This window comes from Alteromonas sp. MMG017 (assembly GCF_018100795.1).
Taxonomy (GTDB): domain Bacteria; phylum Pseudomonadota; class Gammaproteobacteria; order Enterobacterales; family Alteromonadaceae; genus Alteromonas.
The window spans coordinates 366,913-390,583 of sequence record NZ_JAGJDY010000001.1 but is presented as its reverse complement, the minus strand read 5'-3'; the positions used below and the strand labels follow the sequence as shown (position 1 = coordinate 390,583).

21 protein-coding genes are annotated in these 23,671 nt (G+C 41.6%); 7 read left to right on the top strand and 14 right to left on the bottom strand.

Annotated elements, in window-relative coordinates; genetic code table 11:
• The first annotated feature begins 189 nt into the window (after nt 1-189).
• On the top strand, nt 190-828 hold the full coding sequence (locus J8L84_RS01715) for a TetR/AcrR family transcriptional regulator (RefSeq protein ID WP_211069171.1): 639 nt from the start codon (nt 190-192) through the stop codon (nt 826-828).
• Between the two features lie 76 nt (nt 829-904).
• Here J8L84_RS01715 and J8L84_RS01710 read toward each other — a convergent pair whose 3' ends face one another.
• Nucleotides 905-1,810, bottom strand: a complete 906-nt coding sequence (locus J8L84_RS01710) for a LysR family transcriptional regulator (RefSeq protein ID WP_211069170.1) — start codon at nt 1,808-1,810, stop codon at nt 905-907.
• A gap of 116 nt (nt 1,811-1,926) precedes the next feature.
• Between J8L84_RS01710 and J8L84_RS01705 the strand changes: the two genes are divergently transcribed.
• The 4 genes from J8L84_RS01705 to J8L84_RS01690 all read left to right on the top strand — a co-directional run bounded on the left by J8L84_RS01705 (nt 1,927) and on the right by J8L84_RS01690 (nt 5,460).
• The gene (locus J8L84_RS01705) at nt 1,927-2,547 is read left to right on the top strand and encodes an NAD(P)H-dependent oxidoreductase (RefSeq protein ID WP_211069169.1); all 621 of its coding nucleotides are present in this window, start codon (nt 1,927-1,929) and stop codon (nt 2,545-2,547) included.
• 84 nt (nt 2,548-2,631) lie between these two features.
• A complete protein-coding gene (locus J8L84_RS01700; protein ID WP_211069168.1) occupies nt 2,632-3,615 on the top strand; it encodes an OmpA family protein in 984 nt (327 codons plus the stop codon).
• Nucleotides 3,616-3,642: 27 nt separating this feature from the next.
• On the top strand, nt 3,643-4,776 hold the full coding sequence (locus J8L84_RS01695; protein WP_211069167.1) for a hypothetical protein: 1,134 nt from the start codon (nt 3,643-3,645) through the stop codon (nt 4,774-4,776).
• A gap of 48 nt (nt 4,777-4,824) precedes the next feature.
• Nucleotides 4,825-5,460: a LysE family translocator gene (locus tag J8L84_RS01690; RefSeq protein ID WP_211069166.1), complete on the top strand. Its 636-nt coding sequence runs from the start codon at nt 4,825-4,827 to the stop codon at nt 5,458-5,460.
• Between the two features lie 325 nt (nt 5,461-5,785).
• Here J8L84_RS01690 and J8L84_RS01685 read toward each other — a convergent pair whose 3' ends face one another.
• From J8L84_RS01685 to J8L84_RS01675, 3 genes are all read right to left on the bottom strand, one after another.
• Complete coding sequence (locus tag J8L84_RS01685; protein ID WP_211069165.1) at nt 5,786-6,988, bottom strand: heparan-alpha-glucosaminide N-acetyltransferase domain-containing protein; 1,203 nt, start codon at nt 6,986-6,988, stop codon at nt 5,786-5,788.
• Nucleotides 6,989-7,007: 19 nt separating this feature from the next.
• The gene (aroQ, locus tag J8L84_RS01680) at nt 7,008-7,475 is read right to left on the bottom strand and encodes a gamma subclass chorismate mutase AroQ (protein ID WP_211069164.1); all 468 of its coding nucleotides are present in this window, start codon (nt 7,473-7,475) and stop codon (nt 7,008-7,010) included.
• Nucleotides 7,476-7,546: 71 nt separating this feature from the next.
• A complete protein-coding gene (locus J8L84_RS01675; RefSeq protein WP_211069163.1) occupies nt 7,547-7,948 on the bottom strand; it encodes a hypothetical protein in 402 nt (133 codons plus the stop codon).
• Nucleotides 7,949-8,388: 440 nt separating this feature from the next.
• Between J8L84_RS01675 and J8L84_RS01670 the strand changes: the two genes are divergently transcribed.
• Entirely contained in the window at nt 8,389-11,016 is a 2,628-nt protein-coding gene (locus J8L84_RS01670) for an Ig-like domain-containing protein (protein WP_211069162.1), read from the top strand.
• Between the two features lie 391 nt (nt 11,017-11,407).
• Nucleotides 11,408-12,106, top strand: coding sequence for a hypothetical protein (locus tag J8L84_RS01665; RefSeq protein ID WP_211069161.1), 699 nt, complete (start codon nt 11,408-11,410; stop codon nt 12,104-12,106).
• Nucleotides 12,107-12,536: 430 nt separating this feature from the next.
• Here the strand turns inward: J8L84_RS01665 and J8L84_RS01660 are convergent, their stop codons facing one another.
• The 10 genes from J8L84_RS01660 to J8L84_RS01615 form a co-directional block, all read right to left on the bottom strand.
• Nucleotides 12,537-12,977: a hypothetical protein gene (locus tag J8L84_RS01660; protein WP_211069160.1), complete on the bottom strand. Its 441-nt coding sequence runs from the start codon at nt 12,975-12,977 to the stop codon at nt 12,537-12,539.
• A 99-nt stretch (nt 12,978-13,076) separates the two neighbouring features.
• Nucleotides 13,077-13,484, bottom strand: coding sequence for a hypothetical protein (locus J8L84_RS01655; RefSeq protein WP_211069159.1), 408 nt, complete (start codon nt 13,482-13,484; stop codon nt 13,077-13,079).
• 925 nt (nt 13,485-14,409) lie between these two features.
• Entirely contained in the window at nt 14,410-15,243 is an 834-nt protein-coding gene (locus J8L84_RS01650; protein WP_057794772.1) for a mechanosensitive ion channel family protein, read from the bottom strand.
• A gap of 183 nt (nt 15,244-15,426) precedes the next feature.
• Nucleotides 15,427-16,026: a hypothetical protein gene (locus J8L84_RS01645; RefSeq protein WP_211069158.1), complete on the bottom strand. Its 600-nt coding sequence runs from the start codon at nt 16,024-16,026 to the stop codon at nt 15,427-15,429.
• A 203-nt stretch (nt 16,027-16,229) separates the two neighbouring features.
• Nucleotides 16,230-18,350 carry a TonB-dependent receptor gene (locus tag J8L84_RS01640; protein WP_211069157.1) on the bottom strand — a complete coding sequence of 707 codons (2,121 nt, stop codon included), beginning with the start codon at nt 18,348-18,350 and terminating at the stop codon, nt 16,230-16,232.
• A 129-nt stretch (nt 18,351-18,479) separates the two neighbouring features.
• Complete coding sequence (locus J8L84_RS01635) at nt 18,480-18,887, bottom strand: group 1 truncated hemoglobin (protein WP_231751151.1); 408 nt, start codon at nt 18,885-18,887, stop codon at nt 18,480-18,482.
• Nucleotides 18,888-18,957: 70 nt separating this feature from the next.
• Nucleotides 18,958-19,911: a DUF3034 family protein gene (locus J8L84_RS01630; protein ID WP_057794763.1), complete on the bottom strand. Its 954-nt coding sequence runs from the start codon at nt 19,909-19,911 to the stop codon at nt 18,958-18,960.
• Nucleotides 19,912-19,984: 73 nt separating this feature from the next.
• Nucleotides 19,985-21,916, bottom strand: a complete 1,932-nt coding sequence (locus tag J8L84_RS01625) for a diguanylate cyclase (protein ID WP_156497415.1) — start codon at nt 21,914-21,916, stop codon at nt 19,985-19,987.
• 139 nt (nt 21,917-22,055) lie between these two features.
• Entirely contained in the window at nt 22,056-22,649 is a 594-nt protein-coding gene (locus tag J8L84_RS01620; protein ID WP_211069156.1) for a class I SAM-dependent methyltransferase, read from the bottom strand.
• Complete coding sequence (locus J8L84_RS01615) at nt 22,646-23,533, bottom strand: ArgP/LysG family DNA-binding transcriptional regulator (RefSeq protein WP_211069155.1); 888 nt, start codon at nt 23,531-23,533, stop codon at nt 22,646-22,648. Before J8L84_RS01615 ends, J8L84_RS01620 begins: the two co-directional genes overlap by 4 nt.
• Nucleotides 23,534-23,671 lie beyond the last annotated feature (138 nt).

Here is a 23,671-nt window from a genome sequence, read left to right as displayed (position 1 = left end):
ATGTAATGATCATTATGAAAACATAATAATTAGTTGAACTCAATTATTTTTGTAACGATTGATAAGATATTATTTTTATGTAGTTAAGGAAAAATTGACAAGTACTGCAGAAAAGACAAGAATTGTAGGCTGCCAATGCTCAATGAGTCTCAAGACAGATTTTTAATATATAATGAAAGTTACATATTCATGAAAAGAAAAGCCGGAAGGCCCAGAACATTTGATAAGCAAGAGGCACTAAAGTCCGCCATGTATGTATTTTGGCAGAAGGGCTATGACGGCGCATCTATGAAAGATCTTACAGATGCCATGGGTATTAACAGCCCAAGCCTTTATGCTGTGTTTGAAAATAAACACCAGCTCTACTTAGAGGCCATTAAATATTATGTTTCTAGTGATGAGTGTACACCGCTATTAGTTTTTGAGACTGAGCCTGATATTGAACGTGCAGTTTACGCTTTTTTTAATGCGGTAATCGAATACAGCACTAGTGATAAAAATGGTGCAACAGGCTGTTTTTTAGGTTCTTGTGTTGCCACGAGTGTTGACTGTGTCGATGGCTCACAAGCCTTATTACAAGAAGTGATTGGAGATGCCGACGTGCGTTTTGTTAGACGCTTTGAATTGGAAAAAGCAAGAGGGACGCTGCCAAGAGATTTCCCATCACTTGAACGAGCACAGCTTATGTTTGATATTCGACAAGGGATCGTTTTCCGGGCAAGGGCCAAAGTCGATCTTGCTACTATTGAGGCTAGTATAAGCTCAAGGGTAAAAATGGTTTTGTCCGAACCTCATGTTAAGTCCAAGGTAATTGATTCAGTCAATTAAATCATGTCACAAAAGCACTAAAACATTATGTTTTGTATATTAATACAAGTTTCGAATAAAGAAATACACCTTGTAGCTAGTGGGGTCTTGGCTCAGGTAAGTTTCCAAGCAAATAGTCTATATATAGCCTTATTAACGGATTGGGATAATTACTTTGTTTGTATAGTGCGTAAACACTACTTTTGTTTCTCTGTATCGGACTGCATTGCCAATCGGTTAGGCAAGTGACCAATGCACTCGTTTTTACATACTCTGCTACCATCCAATAAGGTAATAGGGATATTCCTAGGTTGTTTAGACATGCGTTTAATAAAGGTGTCCCCCCTTTCGACTTTAAATTACCCTCTACTTGCACTTTTCTTTGTTGTCGCCCCTTTTGGAAGTACCAATATGTTCGTTGTCGATTTTGATTAAGTAGCAAGCAATTGTGCAATGCCAGATCCTCTGGCGCGATAGGCTTACCAAACTTACTTACATACTCCGGTGTTGCGCATATCACGGCATCATTTGATACTAAGGTGCGCGACTTTAACTGGGAGTCTGCTGGAGCCCCTATTCTAATGGCAATGTCTATGTCATCTGAAAATAAGTCTCTCATTTTATTATCTAACTCAAGTTCAACGCTAACTTTCGGGTATGTCGCTAAAAAACCTGAGGTGATAGGGCAAAGGTGCAGTCGACCAAAGCTTTCAAATGTTGAAATACGTAAAGCTCCCGCAGGCTCAGTTAATTTTTCGTTTAGCGAGGCCTGTAAGTGGTCTGCATCATTTAACAGCTTTATTGCCCCCTGCAGAAAAACACTTCCTTTGTCTGTCAGCTTTAAGAAGCGAGTGCTACGCAAAAATAAGGTGCAATTTAATTCTTGTTCAAGGGCATCGATATTTCTAGCAACTGAGGACGGCGCTACATTTAACACAGCGGCGGCCTTTGAAAAGCTGCCAGTTTCAACAACTTTAATAAAAGTACGTATATAAGCGAACATATTTACCTTTGCGTTTTGTGCATCAGTGTTTTGTTTTTTACATGCATTCTAAATACATTTGCATAAATATATATTAACTCCGAGTTCAATACATTGACAACACAAGAGGACTGTTTATGGGAGTTTTGCATATAGATGCCAGTGCGCGATATCAGAGTTCGGTGACCAGACAATTATCGACTTTTTTTATTGATATACTTTTAGAAAACGGCACGGAATCATACCAATATTTAGATTTAGCCTCGAATCCACCCCCAACTATTACAGAACTTCACAATGTTGCTATGTACACGCCAGAGACCGAACGCGATGCCAAACTGCGTGCAGCTCTGAAAACCAGTGATGACTATGTCGATCAGTTGTTAGCCGCTGATACTATTGTTATTGCTGCTCCTATGTACAATTTTGGCATTCCAGCTTCCTTAAAAGCGTACTTCGATATGATTATTCGCTTGGGTAGAACTTTTATACCCGATGATTCGGGAAACTATGTCGGCCAACTTGCTAACAAGAAAGTCATTGTTATAGCCAGTTTCGGCGCAGATTACCGCAAAGGAGCCCCGATGGCGGATATGAATTGTTATGAACCTCATTTGCGGCATATGTTGAGTTTTATCGGCGTAACTGACCCTCAGTTTGTTATCGCTCAGCCAACCCAGTTTGGTGGAGTTGATGAAAAAGAGGCAAGCATAGCAGAAGCTCAGGACAAACTACGTTATTTGGCGGAATACGCATAACGGTTGGCGCAAAATGTTAAGTGCGGCGCGCAGGTTTTAGCTATCCTAGTGCGCTGTTTTAGCGAATTGAACCAATGAGAAAGTATGCAAAAGTATATCGAGTATATTAGAGGGTTTGTCATTCTACTAGCCAGTGGTTTGGTTATTAATGAAACCTTAGCAAATGATATAAAAGCATCAGACTATCCCGGTATTGGACGCTTTCCGAATGCTAATATCAAACAATACTCAAATGCTAGTTACGCCAAAGGTTTACTACCGTTAACCGCTAACAGCTATGAAAACCCCTCCGAGTTTAAAAAACAAAAAGTTGCCGGCGACCGCACTACAATAATTTATGACGTGCCAAGCGATACGAATGCCACGGTATCAGAGGTGCTTTATTCACTTGAAGCAGGATTAAAAAAACAAGGATTTGATGTTCATTTATCTTGTCTTGCTGAGTCCCAATTTGAAGAATGCGGTTACTTTCTCCATCAACAAATCGTGACGGAAAAAACAGCAAAAAGCCGATTTCAGTCATTTAAGAACTTTTACAATCTCAACAAAGCAACAGTAGGCATGCTCAGCGCGACCAAGGGAGCCGAAAGTGTATGGATGGTAGTCGCTAAGTCTGTTTACTCCCCTAATATTCAATACGCTGTTGATGTATTTAAACAGAGTGATTTGCAACTAAAAGAAATGGTCCTGACATCTGGCAAGATTGCTAAGGATGTTCACGAATCTGGTCGCGCGGTCCTTTCAGGCATTTATTTTGAATACAATAGTGCGACCTTGACCGAACAATCCGATAGTTCGATGGAAGCGATTGCTTCTTATGTCAAAGCCAATGCTAATTCAGCCTTTTACATTGTTGGCCATACCGATACCAAAGGAAGTTATCAATACAATATTTCTCTGTCGCAAGCTAGAGCTGATGCGGTGAAAGCAGCTTTAGTCGAACGATTTAAAGTCAAAGGCACTCAATTAACCAGTGTTGGTATCGGTTTTGTCTCGCCTGCAACGGAGAACAACACAGATACCGGCCGGGCGAAAAATCGCCGAGTAGAAATCGTGCTCAAGCTATAAGCACATTAGTTTTGAAGGAACATAGCGATGTACAAATTGCAGCATTATCTGGCAAATAAGGCGTTTTTGGGTTCATTATCAGAAGATAAAATCCTACTCTGTGACTGTTTTGTCGATCACGTTGACCTAAAGTTCTTTGATATAAAAAAGAATGGGCCGATTACTTCATTTAACCTACAAAACCGCGATGAGCAATTCGTATCAGATTTTGACCCTGCAGTGCAGCTAACGCGGTCTCACAATAACGCGCTGTCTCTATTAGATTTGTCAGACAACACCATTCGCTTGTTAGGCAAAGGACAACAAGAGGACTACACAACTCCATTTTTGGGAAGCGGAACAAAGCACATTCTCGGTTCGTATGTTGTTTATTCTTTCGATAAAAATGAGGGGTACTGGCGTTTCTATAACTTTTTAACTGATAAACAATTTGACGTTGAGATAAGTGATACTTACTACAAGGTCGTGCGGAGTGATATTACTGACTACGTATTTTTCGTCAGCCAAGACAAAAGTATTCTCAGTTGTTTTGACACGGACAGTCAATCATTGAAATGGCAGCTCACACTGCCAATCGGTCATTCTATTGACAATCGTTTAGAGCCTGAACGTGTTTCGTCTTTAATGATTTTTCATGGCAAAGCATTGTTAAAAGAAAAAGTTAAACTTGGTGAATTTGAGTACGATCCTCGCAATGGTTGCGAAGATGTCAATGCCGTATACGCCGTGGATGAAAATACAGGTCAGCTTCGATGGGTTCAAGCGCCTACGATTGGATCAATTTCAAAATTGGAAGACAGTCGATATCTACTAAGCGAAACGCGTAATAGCTTAGTCAACTTTACTTTAGGTGCCCATCATGAGATTGATTTAGAATCCGGCCAGACTTTGAGTTTTACGCCACTCGGCAGAGACTTTAGGAAGTATGAATTTACTTCATTTGTGCAAACCGACGAGCATTTTATTACCGTTAACAACAAATTTGGATTATGTATATTTGATAGACGGGACTTTAGTCTCGTGCACAATGTCAAAGATAATATGAATATAGCCTATGGTATTCCCCTAATTTCAATTGGCGGTCACTTGTTGGTGAGTGGCTCTACAATGATTGACAGATATCATGGGATTCCGTCGGTATACATTTATTCGAAGACGTGAGATGTCAGACTTTTGATTTGACGATAAGTTATTAAAAAAGGGGTAAAAATGATTGACGTCACATTACTAGCTACTACTGGTTTAGCATTCTTTTTTATCGCGGTTTCCCCAGGTCCTGCAACAATATCCAATGCGACGCTAGCGATGAGTAAAGGTAGGAGAGTGAGTCTTGTATATGGAGCAGGGCTTTCGCTTGGTTTACTGATTTGGGGCATAGTTGCTGCTACAGGCTTGGGGGCTGTTCTTCAGGGTACACTTTATCTGTTTATGTCGCTAAAGCTTCTAGGCGGCGTTTATCTTCTCTGGTTGGCCTATAATTCTTTCAAATCATCACTAACTCCAAGAGACAAAGTTTTGAGTAATATGACTAGTGAACTGAGCTATACAAAATGGTTTTGGAAAGGGTTTATACTGAACACATCTAATCCTAAGACGGTTGTTGCTTGGATAGCTGCACTTTCTTTCGGGCTTGGGGAAGGACAAGATAGATTGTTCTTAATCTCTGCTGTAATACTATGCATGTTGATCGGTTTTTTTGTAAATGCCATGTATTCATTCTTATTTTCTATGAATGGGGTAATGAATATGTACCGTAAAATTGGGCATTGGATTGACCGAGTGGTTGCGGGCGTATTTGCATTTGCTGGTATTGGTTTACTTAAGTCTGCATTTAGCAGCAGTTAAACAAGTTAAACGAACAAATCAACGATACGGTACCCTTAAAAGCATTGCCAGATGTCGCTTCATATCAACCCCGAAAAACCACCGTTTAGTTTTAAATACTTCATATTTTTCGCAGTGCAAGATCTGTTCTATAAACTAGTGTCTTTCTGAGATTGATCTATTAGACAACGACTATTGGCTGGGATGCGGCGGTCAAGTCCACGGGTCGTTTTTGACTAAATTGAATTTTAACAAATGTTCTTATGAGATTCCTTTCAAAACTAAAAGTCGTATGAACATAAAACTTATAATTGAATTTGCTATGTGAATATATTTAGTTTGATACTTAAAAGTACTTCAGCCAACGTATATCTTTACGTCGTTGTTTTAGTTGCCCGAACCACAACGTCGCATAATAGAGTGGCGGCATTAAAATCGCGAATACTGTCCAAAGTTGCCACATTTTATCAAAACCAAACCTTTCGCCATGGTTAGCGCCAAAAAAGCTAACACACAACAAGTAGGTAATACCAATCAGATAGAGGTGTAAGATGTAAAAAAACATAGGTGCTGTCCCAAGAGGGACCAATAAATGCGTAAGTCTAGAGTCCTTCCAGCGCTCAATGCAGGCCATAAGCAACAAACCCACGCCCAGAGTAAAGAGCAAAAACAACAGAGACGGTGGATATTTTGTTAGTGCGAAAAAACTCATTAAGGTAGTGCCTCCATCTCCATTTGCAGTCCACTGCTTGTCGCCGTATACGTTTACTGTACGTACAAGAAAAAACACTGCTAAAGATAGCAATCCCTGCTTTGCTAAACTCAATTGGCGAGTTTTGCTATTTATTTTAGGCTCAAATACCTTTCCTAATTGATAACCTAGCAACATGACACAGGGCCATGGTAATAAAGGGTAACTTGTACGAGCACTGACTGAATCTGTAATCATAATCCAGTCCCTTTGATGAAAAAGTGACCAAGCGGTATGTAAACTATGGTTGCTTGAAAGTACAAAACCGTCCAAGACATTGTGACCGGCGATACCCGTTAAAACAATTAACCACTGGGTTGGTTTGGGCAAGTGTATAAACAGAGATAACGCAACCATACTCAATCCAATGGCCCAAATCACTTGTAAATAAAACGTATCAGGAGGGATTTTTCCTGTCCATGCGGTGTTCACAACTGTTAATTCCAACAGCATTAAGAACAGACCGCGTTTTAATAAAAAAGTTGATACTTCACGTTTACTATGACTTTGACCATACAGATAGGCTGAAATTCCCGTCAATAAAACGAACATAGGTGCGCACACCGAACTAAAAAGCCGTATGACAAACTGTGCGGTATCAGCAGTTGTAACGTTTATCGGATCATCGATAATTAGATAACTAAAGAAATAATCTCTTAGGTGATCAATGAACATAATAACTATAACAAGGCCTCTTAGGGCATCGATACTGGCAAGTCGTGTGCCTGCAGAGTTTAAATCGTTGCTGGCTGTGACCATAGGGTTTCTCATGCAAGCAGGTTTGTTCTTGGCAAACATTTCCGTATTTCCAACGAAGCTATGAAGTGGGCTTTATCTTAACCAGAGCCTCGAACAAAGCCGTTTTATCTTTTGTAGACAAATATGTTTGGTCAAGACTCTCAATGAACAGGTTCTTGTGCTCTAGAGAAAATCGGCAGTTGACAATAAATCTAGCCAGTTTGTGATTTAGTTGATCACCTATCACTAACAGTGTTGGTCGTATTTTGTCGTTCAAGTCTTGCGTTACCAATACAGGCTCGTGTAATAGCTCAGCCCTAGTTCTGTACTGGATTGCTTTAGCGACTAAAATCTGTGCCTCATAAAACTGTTGGATGGATTCGCCATCGATGCCTAATTTCCGAGCAGACAAGATAGCGTTGTCGATAACAACTTTTTCTCTTTCCTTATCTTCAATAGGAATACCAGTACTGCTTTTATATTCAGCAACCGATTCCATATAGTTTAGCCGCTCATTGATCAGTGAAAATATTTCTTCAGCCAACACTTGGTCACACGATCTCGCCTCGCTTGCAAAGATAAAAACCATTATGGTTATGAGGATCTGTGATCTACTTATCATTGCGCCTTCATATCCCGAATCATCTTGTGTAAGTCATCATCATCATGCATATTTGCAAAATACTCCGCTGACTGATAGGTGATGTTTGCCATTTTTTGACAGCCTCGAACTTGATAGAGACGCCCTAAATTGAAGTATTCTATTCCCCAAAGGTTATAGTCTTCTAAGCGTTCATCAGTGTGTTCTTTTGCAGTGTAGTCAGCATAGAATTGATCGAGCTTCTTCTTAGCCTTTGCAGAGCACTCGGCATCTACATCAACTTTTGCATTCAGTCGCATATATATTAGTGCCGCATCTATGATTTCACTATTATTCAGTTCCGTCAGGCCGTCGTTTGACGCGACGGCGCGTTGGCTAAGCAGTATTAAAACTAACAGTACAACTACGTAAGTCTTCATGTTTTTACTTGTTACTCTTTGCGCAATTTAATTTTGGTAATTCTAAAAAAATTTAGAAAGCCTTTAGATAGCAAATTCTGCCAAAGTGTTAACATCTCTATATATAAATACCAATCATTCAGGCTCACTTAGTTGAAGTGAGTGGTTGACCTGGCCGAAACGTTAGCCTCCAAGTCAAACTTCTTACTTGGGTATCTTCAATTACGCCGCCTTCTTCTTGGACAATACGAATGGTGCTCTACGCTATTTTCAGGCCTTTGACGAATTATAAAAAGTGCTTTGTCGACAGCGTATACTGGCAATTTTGCGAAAATTACCTTTGGGTCTTAAATACCAATCAATGCTAACGAATTGGCACAGACTGTTATGGCAAAAATATCTCAACCAACCTATCGTCGACGTCCATTTTACGATAGTTCTGACTTTTTCGAGGTAACTAAATGGTTCGTTTTCCCTTTATCTTCATACCAATACTGTCGGTTAGCTTTGCAGCTAGTGCGTCAGGTCCCGTCGCCGTCTCCGATACTTTTGTCGCATATGTAAATTCGCCCATTTCCATATCCGTACTTTCTCTTACTAAAAACGACAGTGTGGGAGAGGGGTCGATAATCGATGTCAATTACATTGATGATGCTGAATTTGGAGAGGTAAGTTATGACCAACAAACGGGGGTTATCCATTTTCAACCCCATGAAGACTTCATAGGTACTGCCAGTTTTGTCTATGGCATCATAGATCAAGAAGCGAGACAATCATGGAGTAGAGTCAGTATTGACGTCACGAATGATATTAACGAAGTACCGTTAGTAATCCATCCCACCGATGATAATTTTTTGCTTTCTTCCGATAGCCTAACGATTGAAGAAAGTGATTTGCTTAGTAATGATACAAACAAACCTCAAGAGCTAACGATAGCCTATATAGATGATTGGCAAGGTGGGATAGTTCGCAGAAATCAATCAGGCTCCAGTCTGACTTTCGAACCCAACGAGGGGTTCGTTGGCACAGCAAGCTTTACTTATGGATTCAAGGTAAGCAGTACCCCCAACTCCGATATGGCCTATGCAAAGGTGCATATTCTAGTCGCTGGAGAGGCTGACTCGCTGGTTGCCGTAGATGACACACTTACTACCCAAGTGGGCGTTCCGCTATTCATTGACGGTGACAGTTTGTTAGCAAACGATACAGGCAGTCTAGGTCAACTTCGTATCGTCGACTTTCATGAACCGACACATGGGACGTTTGAGCAAGCAGCCGAAATAGGGGATGTTATATTTACACCCAACCCTGAGTTCGTCGGAGAAGCCAGTCTCAGTTATACCATACAGGATGAGGCCAATCGACTAGCTTCAGGAATGGTAAGAATCACGGTAAACGGACAGGATGTTTTGCCGTCTCAACCAATTTACAACACCGGGGCTAGCCTTAAACTTACAGAAGCCCTTGGTGGTAAATCCTTAATGGGAATGAATTTAACAGGTGAGGTTTATTATACCGCGGCTGATATATATAAAGACAAAATGCGAGCAGCGGACCCTTGGAAGACTTCGGACGTGAACGGGACTCGGTTCGAAAATGATATTTACTTCGACCAAATTCCAAAACGAAGTGATGGTTACCCAACTCATGTGCCTTTTTCTGTTGTTGGCACCGATCTACCGCAGACTGTTGTTATGCCGATTAGTTCTGGTGAAAGGCGTAATGCAGGTAACTATCACGTGTTGTTTGAAGGGCAAGGGGAGTTCAATTTATTTGGAGCGAGACTCATCGAAGAGGTTTCTGCTGGACATCATATATACCAATTTGGCGACGAAGTATTTCTTGGGATTGAGCAATCGGCTGCGGAAGACCCACTGCACGGTTTCGTAATGGTTCACGAGGACGACTTTTCGAGTTACGAAAATCAACCGTTCAATGAAAGGCTTCCTGCGAGTCTGGATGATATTAGCGTCGTAAGATTAATGGATATGATGTTTACCAACGGCAATGCGGCAATTGATGCTAGCCATCTAACTCCTCAACAATACTATACTTGGAATGATTGTCCAGGAACTGTTTGTAATGGAGGCGCATTTGCGGGTCACCCTCCGGCGACCTTGATGGCACTAGTAAATCACTTGGATGTTCATCCTTGGGTGACGCTGCCGCATAGGGCCGATGACAATTATGTTCGAGCCTATGCAGAATTAGTACTCACTAATTTAGATGAAGACAAATATGTTTTTGTTGAGTATTCAAACGAATTGTGGAACTGGATGTTTCCTCAGACAACTTGGTTAGAACAAGCCGCTTGTGAGGACCCAATTACTCGTATCGAATTTGACGACCCAGAACTTCCCATTGGCGAGTGTAATGTTGAAGTATCCGCACGCCGTCTACAAACAAAGCGCTCATTGGAAATCTTTACGATATTTAAGGACGTGTTCGGGGACCAAAGCCATCGAATTATTACGATTCTCTCCGGACAAGGTTCTTGGATATATCGCACGGAGCAATCTTTACTAGCATTAGATGATGAGCAAATTAACCCTAACAATCAGACTATTGATGCTCTTGCGATTGCGCCTTATTTTGGAGGCTACCCGCAAATTGATACACAAGAAAGACGTGACTTTTTTGTGAACGCTTCGTTTGAGGAGCTACAACAAATGGCTTACGACGATATTCATCATGATGACGTAAGGGGTAGTATTTCAAGACATGCTGCTATGGCTAATGAGCGAGGAATGTTGCTTTTTGCTTATGAAGGAGGGCAGCATTATCTGTGCGGATACAATGAATCGCTCGAATATGACTTTTGTAACGATAGTGTACTGATGGATAAATTAACCGCTTTCCAGAGGCATCCAGTGATGGAAGCGATTTACAATGAATACTATAAAGTCTGGTTTGAAAACGGTGGAAGTTTATTTGCCGTGTTCAGCCACATGGGCAGTGCCACAAGTAAATTCGGAGCGTGGGGGACGCTCGAATATCATGGGCAACCCTTGGCAGATGCACCGAAGCGTCGAGCATTAATTCAGGCGTCACAGGACTATAGGCTACCAAGCCCCGAAACGCCGCAATAACTCAGCAAAGACATCTCAAAGAGCAGCGCAGCCGCTGCTCTTTTCTTAATCCATGGTTGTTAAAAGACCTCGATTAGCTTCTAATATTAAAAGTAAGATACTAAAGCAAATTAGATGAGAGCCACATCCAGAAAGCTTTAATATCTCCTCTCATAAATTGCGCCTTTGTGCAATTTCTGCTTCCTATCAAACAGTCATTCCTTGTGAATGAAGGTAAGAGCAATCAGATTCTTATTTCGTGCTAACAAATTGGCAGTAAAAGTCATATCCGAAGCCTTCCGTTTGAAATAGCCTTCTCACTCCTTCAGTTGATAGATTCTCATGTCAATTGAGGGGGGCACAATTTAGTTAAATAACATGGAATGCAGTTAATCGCTTTAGGAGCAATAAAATGAAAGTTGGTTTCAAAAGAGGCTTGGTCTCTTTCTTTTTACTCGCATCATCTTCGATAGTAAATGCCGCAATTATTACCTCTCAAGGGGCTGGTAGTGCCGTTAGTAGCGCGACAAATCAGGCGACTTTTGACGAACTGGTCTTTGGACAATCGCTATTGAATTACCAAGAAGGAGGTTTAAACGTCTCGGTAGATGATACCTATGGGCGTTTTGGCTTCGAGGGAATTTATTACAGTAATGGCGGCAATAGATCGTTTGTTGAGATTACATCTCAGGAAGGCTTCCTCTTCAGTGGACTCGAAATGGATGTTTTCTCAGGGACTGGTGCAAGGCTTAGTAATTTGGTTTGGCAAACACTAAGAGATGGCGTTGAAACTGGAGCAGGGTTGTTTCGAGACATAGAAGTAGGATTTGGCAATTTTGGCATACCCGCAACATTAGGTTGGTCTGATGAAGATTTCTTCGATACGTTAAGGGTAGGGCTAGGACGCGGTAGCTTGTTTGGTAGCACTGAGTATACGCAATTTGGCCATTATAACCTTATTGGTATAGATAATTTAAAAGCAGAGCTGGTCAGTGGTTCAAATGCACCGGTAACAAATGTTCCAGAGCCATCTGCATTTGCGCTATCACTAATGGGATTAATTCTTCTAGGTTCGAGAAAATATGTTTCTAAGGTCCTAAAATTTTCATAAGAGGCCGCTATCTTAGATGTTTGAAGGGGCCTTTTTAAAGTGTACCGCAACAGCTATTCTGGTAATGCGTGGATGTGAATAGTCAATTCGCTGCAGCTTTTTTTGAGTAACGTTTTACACTAACAATAGTGAGGATTCAGCATTTTATAATTTGTAACATTATAATTTGTACTAGCTCATACTTGATCTGGCACTTACCTGTTTTAGTTGCTGCTGTCAGATTAGGTTTGAGCTAAATTCTTTTCAGCCCAGACCTTTTTGAAGTTCTTCCAGCGATTGGTTCGATTTCCTTGGTTGGCTGTCTTTTTTGTTTGCCTCGAGCTGTTTCGACTATCAAACAACAAAATGCTAGTTTTGAGCGTACAACGAATAACAAAACTAAGCATGTGAGTGTGTAAACCTCCCCTAAGAAACAACTTTATGAGAGCTCCTATATGAAAGTATCGACTGAGCCTAACTTCTGCGCAATCTTGAATTTTTCTAAAAACTCCAGGCCTTTCTCCAACGACACAGTTGAAAATCCTTTAGATTTATTGAACTCAATCTGACTTTTTAATGAATCAAACATGTTGAACTCTTCGTTCATGATCGGGTCTGATTCAACAGCTGGCCGTAGTTGACCAGTGTCGTTGATTAGCACTAAACCTTGTGCTTCAAATACTGCGCCTGGGTCATTGGGGAATAGCGCTGCAGCTATGGTTCGAGCATCATTGCGAGTCATATTAGTGGGATCAATAGATTTTGCCAAGTTTCGTATGATTGATTCGCTTTGCTGTGGCTGTAAGTCATTTACTTGGCCATGCGGTAACGCATTTCCGCTTTTATGTACATAATTTGCCGTCAGGGTGGTTAATGTGCTTCCAATGTTCATGTTTCACCTATTAACTTGTTGATCGTGAATGACAAAGAATCAAGGTCAACGTTTTGAAATCAATTTCAGGAACGTCTCATTGAGATTCAATTGTTCAGTCTAAACTTTTTCAGAAAAGCTTTGATTGCGATTAGGCTTGTTTGTTTCAGAACTATAAGCTATTTCCAGTTGTTTCAAAGTTCGCTCCGCTTGGCTTTGAGCACTATCTGCTTTTATTTTCTCATCTTTATCTTCTGACGATTTGGCGTATTGTTTCAGTATTTGCTCTTCTAGTTGGGAGAGTAGTGCTCCTCTATCGTTCTCGTTAAGACCTGAGTCGCTTGCGATGTCTGACTTCAGTTCTTCTAACTGCTGTATCTTGTGTTGACTACTTGTATCAACTATTTCAGATTCGTGAACAATGACACCGCTAAAACTACTGTTGTCTTTAGGTTTATTCTCCCCAGTAGTCTGAGCTATTGTCGTGTGAATGGCGCTGTTAGGAGATTGAGCTCTATCGATGTTCATATTTTTTGCCTTCTACAATTCAGATTGATAACCAAATGATTAGTCAGTGGAAATTCATTTAAGAAAACCAACGCATATTTCCAGCGATATTCGTGCCATGAAAAATAATTTGTCTTGCGTGAGCGCCAACATAGTCAAAAAGCAAACAATATGGCAGGAAATGTTAAATCTAAAACTTTTGACCTAAATGGAATTGTCAGCTTTAAATTAAAGGCCTCAATCATCGAATAGCTTTTTGATTAGTGCTAATTTCAGTTGCCAATATATTTATGGTGTAAAGCTCAATTTTAGTCTAACCCTAAAGACCATCGGCTCTAGTAGGAGGCGCAACTATAATGCTAGTGACGGAGGCCTCAAAATAACGGCTAGAATCGCCTGAGTAGTTCTGGTGAAATTTTTGAATCGCTGTAACTGATCATGTGAACCTGTTTCTACGCGATCTTTTGAGTCACTGGCTATTAAGAAGTTAGTACAAGCCGAGAGTCGTCTTTTTGAACGTTAAAACAAGATATTGGTCGTTGGGAGTAGTGAAAAGCTTATATGGGTGAAGCTTATATACGATATTATTATTCAGAGCTACTGCGTACCACTAACAGCGATATCCCACAAATTAATTATGGGAATTGCTTTAGAAGAGTGTTCTGCTTAAGTTGAGTAGAGCACTTTCAATGAGAGCCTTTATTCGATATCCCATTTCAGACTACTAGCAAAGGTGTTCTCGACACAATTCAATTGGCAATCTTTATTTATAACTTGGCAAAGTTTATTTATGTTTATCAATAGTTATAAATCAAGTTATGAATCAAGTCATAAATTAAGTCAAAATGCGCATACTAAAAAGCGACTGTTCAGTAACATTGAACAGTCACTTTTAGCTATTTTTACATAGCTGCTTTTGTGCTTACCTGTGTCACATCAAAACTAGTTACTGGTTAGTTTCGTTAACCAAAATAACTTTACGATGTGGGAATGGAATTTCAATGTTCGCCTCATCAAGCCCTTTCTTAATTTGCTCAGGCACTGAGTAACGAATATCGAAGTAGTGCTGACCTTCACAGAAAGGACGCACAATGAAGTCTACCGAACTGTTGTTTAAGGTTTCAACTTCAACAAACGGTGCTGGCTCTTTAAGTACATGCGGGTGTTCAGCAAGTACTTTATCGATAACGGCGCGAGCTGCATCGATACTTTCACCATAAGCGACACCAAAGGTCATATCTACACCGCGAATTTCATGGTGTGAGTGGTTGGTAATTTGCTCGCCCCAAATTTGGCTATTTGGAATGATAATGTGTTGGTTATCGAAAGTTTGCAAAATAGTCGTGAACATATCTATTTCGGTGACTTTCCCAAACTTGCCTGCTGCTTCTACAAAGTCATCTACTTTGTATGGGCGGAAGATAAGAAGCATAACGCCAGCGGCTAAGTTAGACAGTGTGCCTTGTAGCGCTAGGCCTACGGCAAGCCCGGCTGCGCCCAGTAATGCAATGATAGAAGCGGTTTGTACACCAAAGCGGTTAAGTACGGCTATGCCCACAAACGCTAAGATGGTATAGCGTATTACGCTGCCAAAAAACTTAAATAGGGTGTCGTCTAATTGGGGGTATCGACCGGCTAGTGCAACCATGCCCTTATAGGCTTTGCCTGCTACCCACATGCCTATAATTAATATAAGTAACGCAAGTAGTATATTGGTGGCCCACGCTAGTGCGCCAGGGAGATACTGATCAACATCAAGTGATGCAATAAATTCTTCCATGTTAAAATTCCTCATAACGATGATTATTCTTTAATGATTCGTAAGGGTGCTTCAAGCCGCTATGTTATAGGCCATAATCAACATTAAAGGTATTCATCAATAGTATGAAGAGGTGAAAGTAAAGCAGTGAAATAAGCAATTTTTCCACTGCTTTATTTATATTAATCAGATGATTAAGGGTTTTTAAAAGGAATAGCGAACAAAGGCGGCAAACACTTCAGAATCGGAGAATTTGTTATATTCACCGCCAACTGCTATTGAATCCCAAAAGTATTGCGTGCCTAATTTATAGGCTTTTTGATCAGAACCTTCATCCCACTTCTGCCATTCTAATCCGCCATATACTTCCAGATTGTTTGTGATCATATGTCGAATATTGGCTTCACCGGTAAAGTACTCGGTGCCTGCTGAAACGGCATTGTCACTGTCGTTTATTTTAATATCAATTTCACCATAGCCAATTTTACCGTCTAGTACTGTGCGGTTCGAGAAATGGTGAATGTAGCCAAGTGCTACTTTCCAGCGATCCACATCCATGTTTACCCCTTGGGTTTTGTCATCAGCCATAAAGTAGGTGGCTTCGCCAAAGAAGTTCATGCCAAATTCTTTACTTGCCTTGAACTCAAAGCCTTTCGGGGTAAACATATCTATATCAGCAAATTCCGTTTGCACTAATGAAACCTGCGCAAAGTCGTAGGAGGGGGCATTATTAATAGGTTTATCAGCCGCAAATACAGCACTGGCTGCTAAAAAACAGGTTGGAGCGATAAGTAGTTTATACATTGAATATCCTTATTAGGTTGGGAGAACTAATAAGAAGAATAGGGGATGTGAGATGAACGAAAAATGAACGCTAAGTCAATCAATATTCAGGTAAAAAGAAGACGTTTTTACCTATGCTGAATAGTGAAAAATTTGTTTGTATGCTGCGCAAAGTACTTTATAAATGATGTATTACAACAAGCACTTTGCGCGGCATTATCAAACTAGTACTTAATCCCAAAGGTAAGCCTAACGGTTCTTGGTTCTACGGGGTGGTAGTGTAAGTCTTCTACCCCTTCTTCTGGCTCGCCAGGTAAACGAGAGGCGTAGTAATAATCGATGTCGTGTGCATCGTTATCAAGCAGGTTCAATACCTCTAAACCCACTTGCCAATCGCTATGTTGATAAGCAACTTGGGTGTTTAACAAAAAGGTTGAAGGCGGTTCAATAACATCAAAGCTATCTACTGTGCGTGAACTTAAGTACCTTGCACGCAAGGTATAACTGAAGCCTTTTTGATTGCTTCGCTGGTACCACGTAGCACCCGCACTGACTACTACAGGTACTGTGCCGTCTATATGATCCCCTTCACCATCAACGGTATCGCTAAAGCGTGCCTTGGTGTATGCCGCTTCTACATCGGCAGTAAGGTGATGACTTAACCAGTAATAAGCGCTTAGCTCCACCCCGTAACGTTTAGAGGGGCGGCTTGCTTCGGTAAAGCCCGCATCACCTACGTATACTAACTCACTGTCTAATTCTAACTGCCAAAGCGCAGCTGAAATATTGTACGTTTTGTCGTCAGTCCAGTTAATGCCGGTTTCGTAACCTAGTGAGCGAACCAATAACGGTGCGGGCTCTACGGCTTCACCTGTGACCGGGTCTTGAGTAATGGTAGTCCCTCGAGCATCGTTCGAATGATAACCCTGGCCTATGTTGGCAAAGGTGGTAACCGTGTCGGTAACGCGATATTTCAGGCCCGCTTTTAGGCTAAACATACCCTCGCTTTCGCTACCGCTGTTTTCACTTTGGCCGTCTACCTCTACGTCAAAGTAGTCGTAACGTCCACCTAGTGATAGAGACAGTGCATCTGAGAGCATTATTGTTGACTGGACGAAGGCAGCGTAAGAACTACTTTCTATCGCATCTTCACGAATGATACCTTCGCCATTAGTACCTATACGCTGCAAGTCTTGTGTGCGATACAACCCTACATTATCGATATCGTCATATCGCCATTGCCCACCCAAGGTAATACTGCTTCCTTCGACAACGGTAAATGGAGTAGAAAGAGGAAGTGTTGTAGATAATTCACCCCCATAGATTTTTCTATCATCAGCTTGTTCGAATTGATCTCCCATATCTGGGTTATCTAAGAAATAGGTGAAGTTAGAGAAAAGGGTAAGGTCGGTATCGATAGCATAAAGCGATGCATTTATCGTGTCGCTGCTGTATTGCGCTGACAAACTGTATCGCGACGAATCACCGCCTACTTGAGTATCAATCGAGCCTAATCGGTCTATTAGGCCGCTTTCAATAGCTCTAGCAGGGACTTGGTCGGCGCTATTCCAATTGTTTTCATAAGCCATGCCGCTAATGGCTAATTCACCATCAAATAAAGGCACTATATAACGTAAATTAGCGTTCTTTTTCTTTACGTCTTCGTTAATGTCTGTCCATGGGCCGTCATAGGTTTGGTATTCCAAAGCGGCAATAGCCGTCCCTTTACCAATACTGGCTGAATTTAGGGTTACGGCACGGCGATAGTTGTCTTCACCTAAGGTTACAAACAGTTGGTTACTTTCAAGGCTATCTTTAGAACTAAAATACGCGCCGCCAGCGCTAGAGAAATCGCCAATGTTGGCGTAGTAGGTGCCTTTAAAATAGCTTAAGTTGTCTACCATTTCAGGAATTACAAAATTAAGATCTGAGTAACCCTGTCCGTGGCCATGGCTTCGCATATTTACTGGCATGCCATCTACACTGACTGCGAAGTCGGTACCATGGTCTAAATTAAAGCCCCGTAAAAAGTACTGATTCGCTTTACCTGAACCACTGTGCTGGGTCACCATCATGCCTGGAATAAACTCTAGCATTTCGCCTGTGCGAAGCATGGGGCGCTCGACTAATGTATCGCCCGATACCCAACCTTGAGAGGCTGAAACAAATTGCCCACTTTGTGTTTGCGTGCTGCCTTGAATGCGTATGCGTTCAATATCTGGTTCTGGTACCGCGTCGGGATCGTCTAGTGCGTAACTAACGGGTATGAAAAGTGTTGATGACAATGCAAGCGCAATGGAAACGGAAGAGAAACGTAAAGGCAATTGAGCACAGCGTAAATACATGAAAAGTTGTCTTTTTTGATGGTGATATTAACCTTACGCGTAAGATAACGTATTGGACGCAGCTTTTTTATTCGTAAGAGTTAATATTTAGATTTTATAAGACAACTGTCTTGGGCACCTTCTCACTAATTACAGATAAATAGTTTCATATTTAATCGGGGCTAATTTTTGCAGTATTTGATTTTCTTGCTGATAAGTCAGCCCTACATCTCGCATAGCGCCCTGAACGTACTCCACCAGAATATAAAATTCTCGTTCTTTAATATTTAAATCTTTGTGGGTCTCTAACATGGCTTTGCCTTCGTAAACACAAGGGCCGCCAATAAGCTCGCAAGTTTGTGATACCAGTTGTTTGCGTAAATGACTTTTAGGCACGCCATTAAAATAATGCCCTATAACAGGGTCTTTATAAATTCGATTAATAGCAACACCAAACACAGTGTTAAGGGTTTTACTGCCACCTATTTCATCGTACAGACTAGCAGAAGTTTGGCTTGCCGTTAGCGTAGAAGTGCACCCGCTTATACCTCCTAACATACTTAAAAGTAACGCGATTGCGGCTGTCGTTATTCTTTTTTTCTGTAAATAGCTACTCATCATCACCAACTTAAAAATTTGCAGTGGCAGTTAGATAGAAGCCTGTCGAACTAGGCTGCATAGGCAAGTTGCCCAAATCTACATAAGCTGCGGTGAGGGAAAATGACTTATTGGGAAAGTAAGCAATGAAGGCGTCGGTTACCGTATCCTCTTCAGCTAACCCGCCTAGGCGATTGGTTTGAGTTCTAAACTCAACGCCGATTACGGTTGAAGGGCTAGTTAGCAGCGCTAAGGAGCCTTCCCATTCCACTTTATAACTATCGTCATTCTCACTAGCAAAACCAAGTAAGCCAAAGGTGTTAGCTTTGGTATAGCGGGCAGTTAAATTGGTCAATAAGTTAAAGCCGTTAATGTGGCCTAAATAAAGTTTGGTGGCAGAAACAAAAAAGTCAGTACCGCTATCATCTTTAGCGCCCAGTATGCGTGCTACACCTTGATTGGGAAGTGGGCCGCTGCCATCAGGCAATAGAAGGGTGGTATCAAAATCTCGGTGCTTTTTATATTGGGCACCAACAGCCACTTGGGGCATCCAAGAACGTTGAGTAAATACACCATCACCCAACACTTTCACTTTTGCAGACACAATATCCATGTCGATACGGGTAGATTGGGCGGCGCTAATTGCTCCATCGGTGAGTAAACTGAAGACATTGCTAGTAATACCAGATGAAATATCCAAGCTTTGGCGCTGCACACTTAATTCTATGCGGTCGTAAATGCCTAAGCTGGCACCAAAGGTGGTTAAGGTGTAGTCGTTTAAATGTAGGTATTGAACGTTGGCGGTGCCGTTAATTTCTTCTTTACTGCCATAGCCGCTAATAAAGGCCCAAGGGGTGATACCACCACCAGCGGTACCTTCAAACCCGGTAATGCCGCCCGTTGCAGTTAGGCGAGAGCCCGTGTTTGCACAGCTGAAAAATGAAATTAAACAAAAGCCTAGGCAAAACAATATCGCTTTGATCATAACGTCCCTTTCTTGAAGGTTACCTAAATAATAGGTCAGTTTTGCCAGAAATAAAGCCTTGCACGCGTTTTTCCTAAGCTGCAACCGTGAAGCGATTTTTGCCAGCACGCTTAGATTGGTATAGCGCTGTGTCGGCAGACTCCATTAGTGATTTTACGTCTAAAGCAATAAACTTATTTTGATCATGATAAGCCACGCCCAAACTAGCCGTTACACTAAAATCTGCGCCTTCTTTCGTGATAAAACGGTGACTTCTAATATTCTCGAGAATTCGTTTGGCTATTTCTTTAGCTTGTAACAGTGTGGTGCGGGGAAGGGCAATAATAAACTCGTCTCCCCCAATACGTGCAATAACGTCATTAGTACGTAGTGTATTTGCTGCAGTTTGCGCCACGGTTTTAATGACTTCGTCGCCCACGTGATGACCAAGGTTGTCGTTAATGTGTTTGAAGTTGTCTATGTCGAAAGAAATGAGTGCCAATCCAACATGGTTGGGGTTCAGCTTAACCAAGTTATTTTCAAAGTAATCAAAGAAATAACGCCGATTGTGCAGGCCAGTAAGCTCGTCTCGAATAGATAACGCCAGTAGTTTTTTTGCGTTTTTATTTTGGAAAATCACAAAAATAAGCAATAAGGCAAATATTAATGCTACTCCTGATAGCATCATATTTTTCTGTCGTACTTTCAGCGATTGCTCCCTTGCCGTTACCGCTTGCAGTTGGGTTTGTTGTTTTAATAGGGCTATTTCTTTGTCTTTACGCTCGGCCTCCATCGTAGCCTGTACTTGCGTGACATATTCTGAATTGTTTAATCGCTGCAATTCAAGAAAGTCTTTGTAATACATATGAATATATTCAAAAGCTTGCTCGAAGCGATTATCTTTAAATGCCACTAAACCTGCAATGTAATCAAGCTCTAAATGCCACTGCGTATTGTGCAATGCTTCTATGCCGTTAAAGATAGTGCGTGCTTTCGATAAATCTTGTTTAGCTGCAGACAAGTTATCAAGGGTCAAATTGCATAGGGCGCGCTTTTTGTATAGTTCTGCGTTGTAATCAATGGGCCCCGATAAGCTCAATGCATCATCGATAGCACCAATAGCAAGGTTACACTCTCCTTTTTCTGCCATCGTCATGGCGCGGCCATAATGCAAATAGAAATTTTCGCTGTGATTGTCAGTAAAGCTGAGTGCTATTTCGTAACGGTTAAAATAGGAAAGTGCATCATCCCAACTCTCTAGTTTCCGGTTCACCATAGCTAAACCCAACAAGGTACTGGCAACATGGGGTTGGTAGCCAATTGACTCGAAGAAGGTAAGAGCACCTTCGTAATACTCAATGGCTTTTGTGTAATTCCCCAAATAGTTATAGGTGTCGCCTAAGCTCTCTTCTAATAACCCATTAAAAAAGGGGTTGTTTAAAGTGACAAGGTTTTTATAAGCATCTTGCAGTATGAGGGTGGCGCGGTAGTAGTCCCCTGAAAGTGCAAACCCATAACCTAATTCTCTAATAGCGAGCACATAAATAGTACTGTTAGTGTTTTCTTTGGCGACTTCAACTGCATACTTTAAAGTGTCGATAGCGCCTGAAATATTGCCTGTTTGGTGCATCCGACTCCCTCGTAAATAAAGCCACAGCGCATGCTGCTCGTTGGTCATTACATTGGCGAGCGGTGCAACAGTAACTAGGGTGGCATCCATTTCTTTGTATAGGGTTAATACATTTTCGGACTGTGCTTTTCGTAGCAGTAACCAAACTCGGCCTTCATTGCTGAAGTCATTTGCTTGCGCGAGTGTGACTAATTTGCGGTAGGTTTGCTGAGGATGCAGAAAAATGGACTCTTCAAAATCACGTAATGCATTCTCGCTAATTGCACCTGGTGTAGTGTCAGAAGCAGCTGTGGCTTCAGTCTCAGGGATTGCAGACACAGAAAAAGAAAGGCTAAACAGCATCCCCAATGCGGCGAAAAGTATTAAGAAACAGGTACGTCTATTTACTACAGCCAAAAAAAGCCCTCCGGATGGCTACAACTTTGCTTAATTAACTGTGCTTGAATAACGTTGCTGGGATTTATGTTGCTTATTTAACCTGCAATCGAGCACTAGGTTAGTATGAAAAGTGTTCGGAGTGAAGCGACATTTCTGCTTATTTTGTAAAGATCAATGTTTGCCAACTCACCCCTTGACGGTGCAATTTGTCACTAGAGGCGATGTTATGCATTAAGGTTAAGCCGCAAGATTTTGCGAACTCGATGGTGTCACTTACATTCACCGGATTAGCTACCCGTTCGTCATCAAATTCGCCGTGTCGTAAAGTAATTACTAAATGTCCTTCGGCAAAAAGCAATTGGCTACATCGTTGCAAGCTTTGCTGTTGCTGAACGTGGGTTAGATGCATCCAAACGGCACTAATTAAAATTAACCCGTAGTGTTGTTTTTTTTGTGATGTCAGTAAGGGCAGGGTATCTTTAATCCACGTTACCGACTCTCCTGTAAAGGCCATGCCCGATTGCATTATCGCGCTTGCAGGCTCAATAGCGGTAACGTGATTTCCCATATCAGCCAGGGCTTTCGCGTCTCTGCCTGCCCCCGCACCTATGTCTAATATAGTGGTATGGGTTAGCGATGGTATATGTGACAACCAATCGCCATGTACATCCTCAAATGCAACGCTAGTGTATTGTGAAGCAAGCTTTGAAGCATGCTGGTGGTAATACGCGATGTGTTTATTGTACTTCATGGTTTTAGCTGTTCTTTTGATATGTGTTTAACCATTTGGCTAAAATCGCCAAGGGCATTTGATGCCTGTTCTGTCCAATGCCAAAACAAAGGCACACCTAATTGTTTGCTAGGAAATAGCGAGATGAGCTGGCCCGATGTAACTTCTTGTTTAACTTGTAAGGTTGGCAGTAACGCCCACGCTACGCCTTCTACGGCCATTTTTGCAAATCCATGAGACGACGGATACCAATGACATGTGGTGAGTGACGGTGCGAAGTCTAAACACTCTCGCTGATAATCGGTGAGTAGGGCGGCATCAAATTCGTCATAAAGTAAGCCCGGTGTGCCCATTACCCGTTCAGGGCTTACGTCATTTTTAAGGTAACGTTCTATAAAGCTAGGTGATGCATAGAGTTGATAATTCATGGTACCCAGCCTAGCTGATTGCCCGCCGGTAATGGGAGTGCCAGTTTGGCTAATGCAGGCCATGACTTTACCTTGCTGCAATAGGGTGCGGGTTTGGGTTTGATCAGCATTATAAATATGTACGGGGTTAGAACGTATCTCGCTGAATCTTGCCATCACCTCAGTAAACCATGTAGCTAGCACATCATTGTTTACTGCGACACTCAGTGGCGAAGCATGATCCGCCGCCCCGCGGCGTGTGGTTAGCTGCTCTTCTAATACGCTCACTTTTTGCACGTGGGACAAGAGTTGTTCGCCAAGTGGCGTGGCTTTTAACGGTTTCATTCGTACTAAAACCGGCCCGCCCACTTGTTGTTCTAGTCGCTTTATCTTTTGTGAAACTGCCGACTGAGTCAGGTTGAGCGCTTGTGCACCGCGCTCAAAACTGCCGTAGCGTAGTACTTCGCGAAAACTATGTAGGGCGGCGTAATCAAGCATGATAAAGGCTCGTTCTCTTTATAACTAAGCACTTACAGTGGTATTAATTAATTTAATAACAAAGAAAAATTATTAATTTAATTTAGTATAAAAGAGTGGCTAAAATCAACGCATCTTATTCATTCATTTCAATTTTTG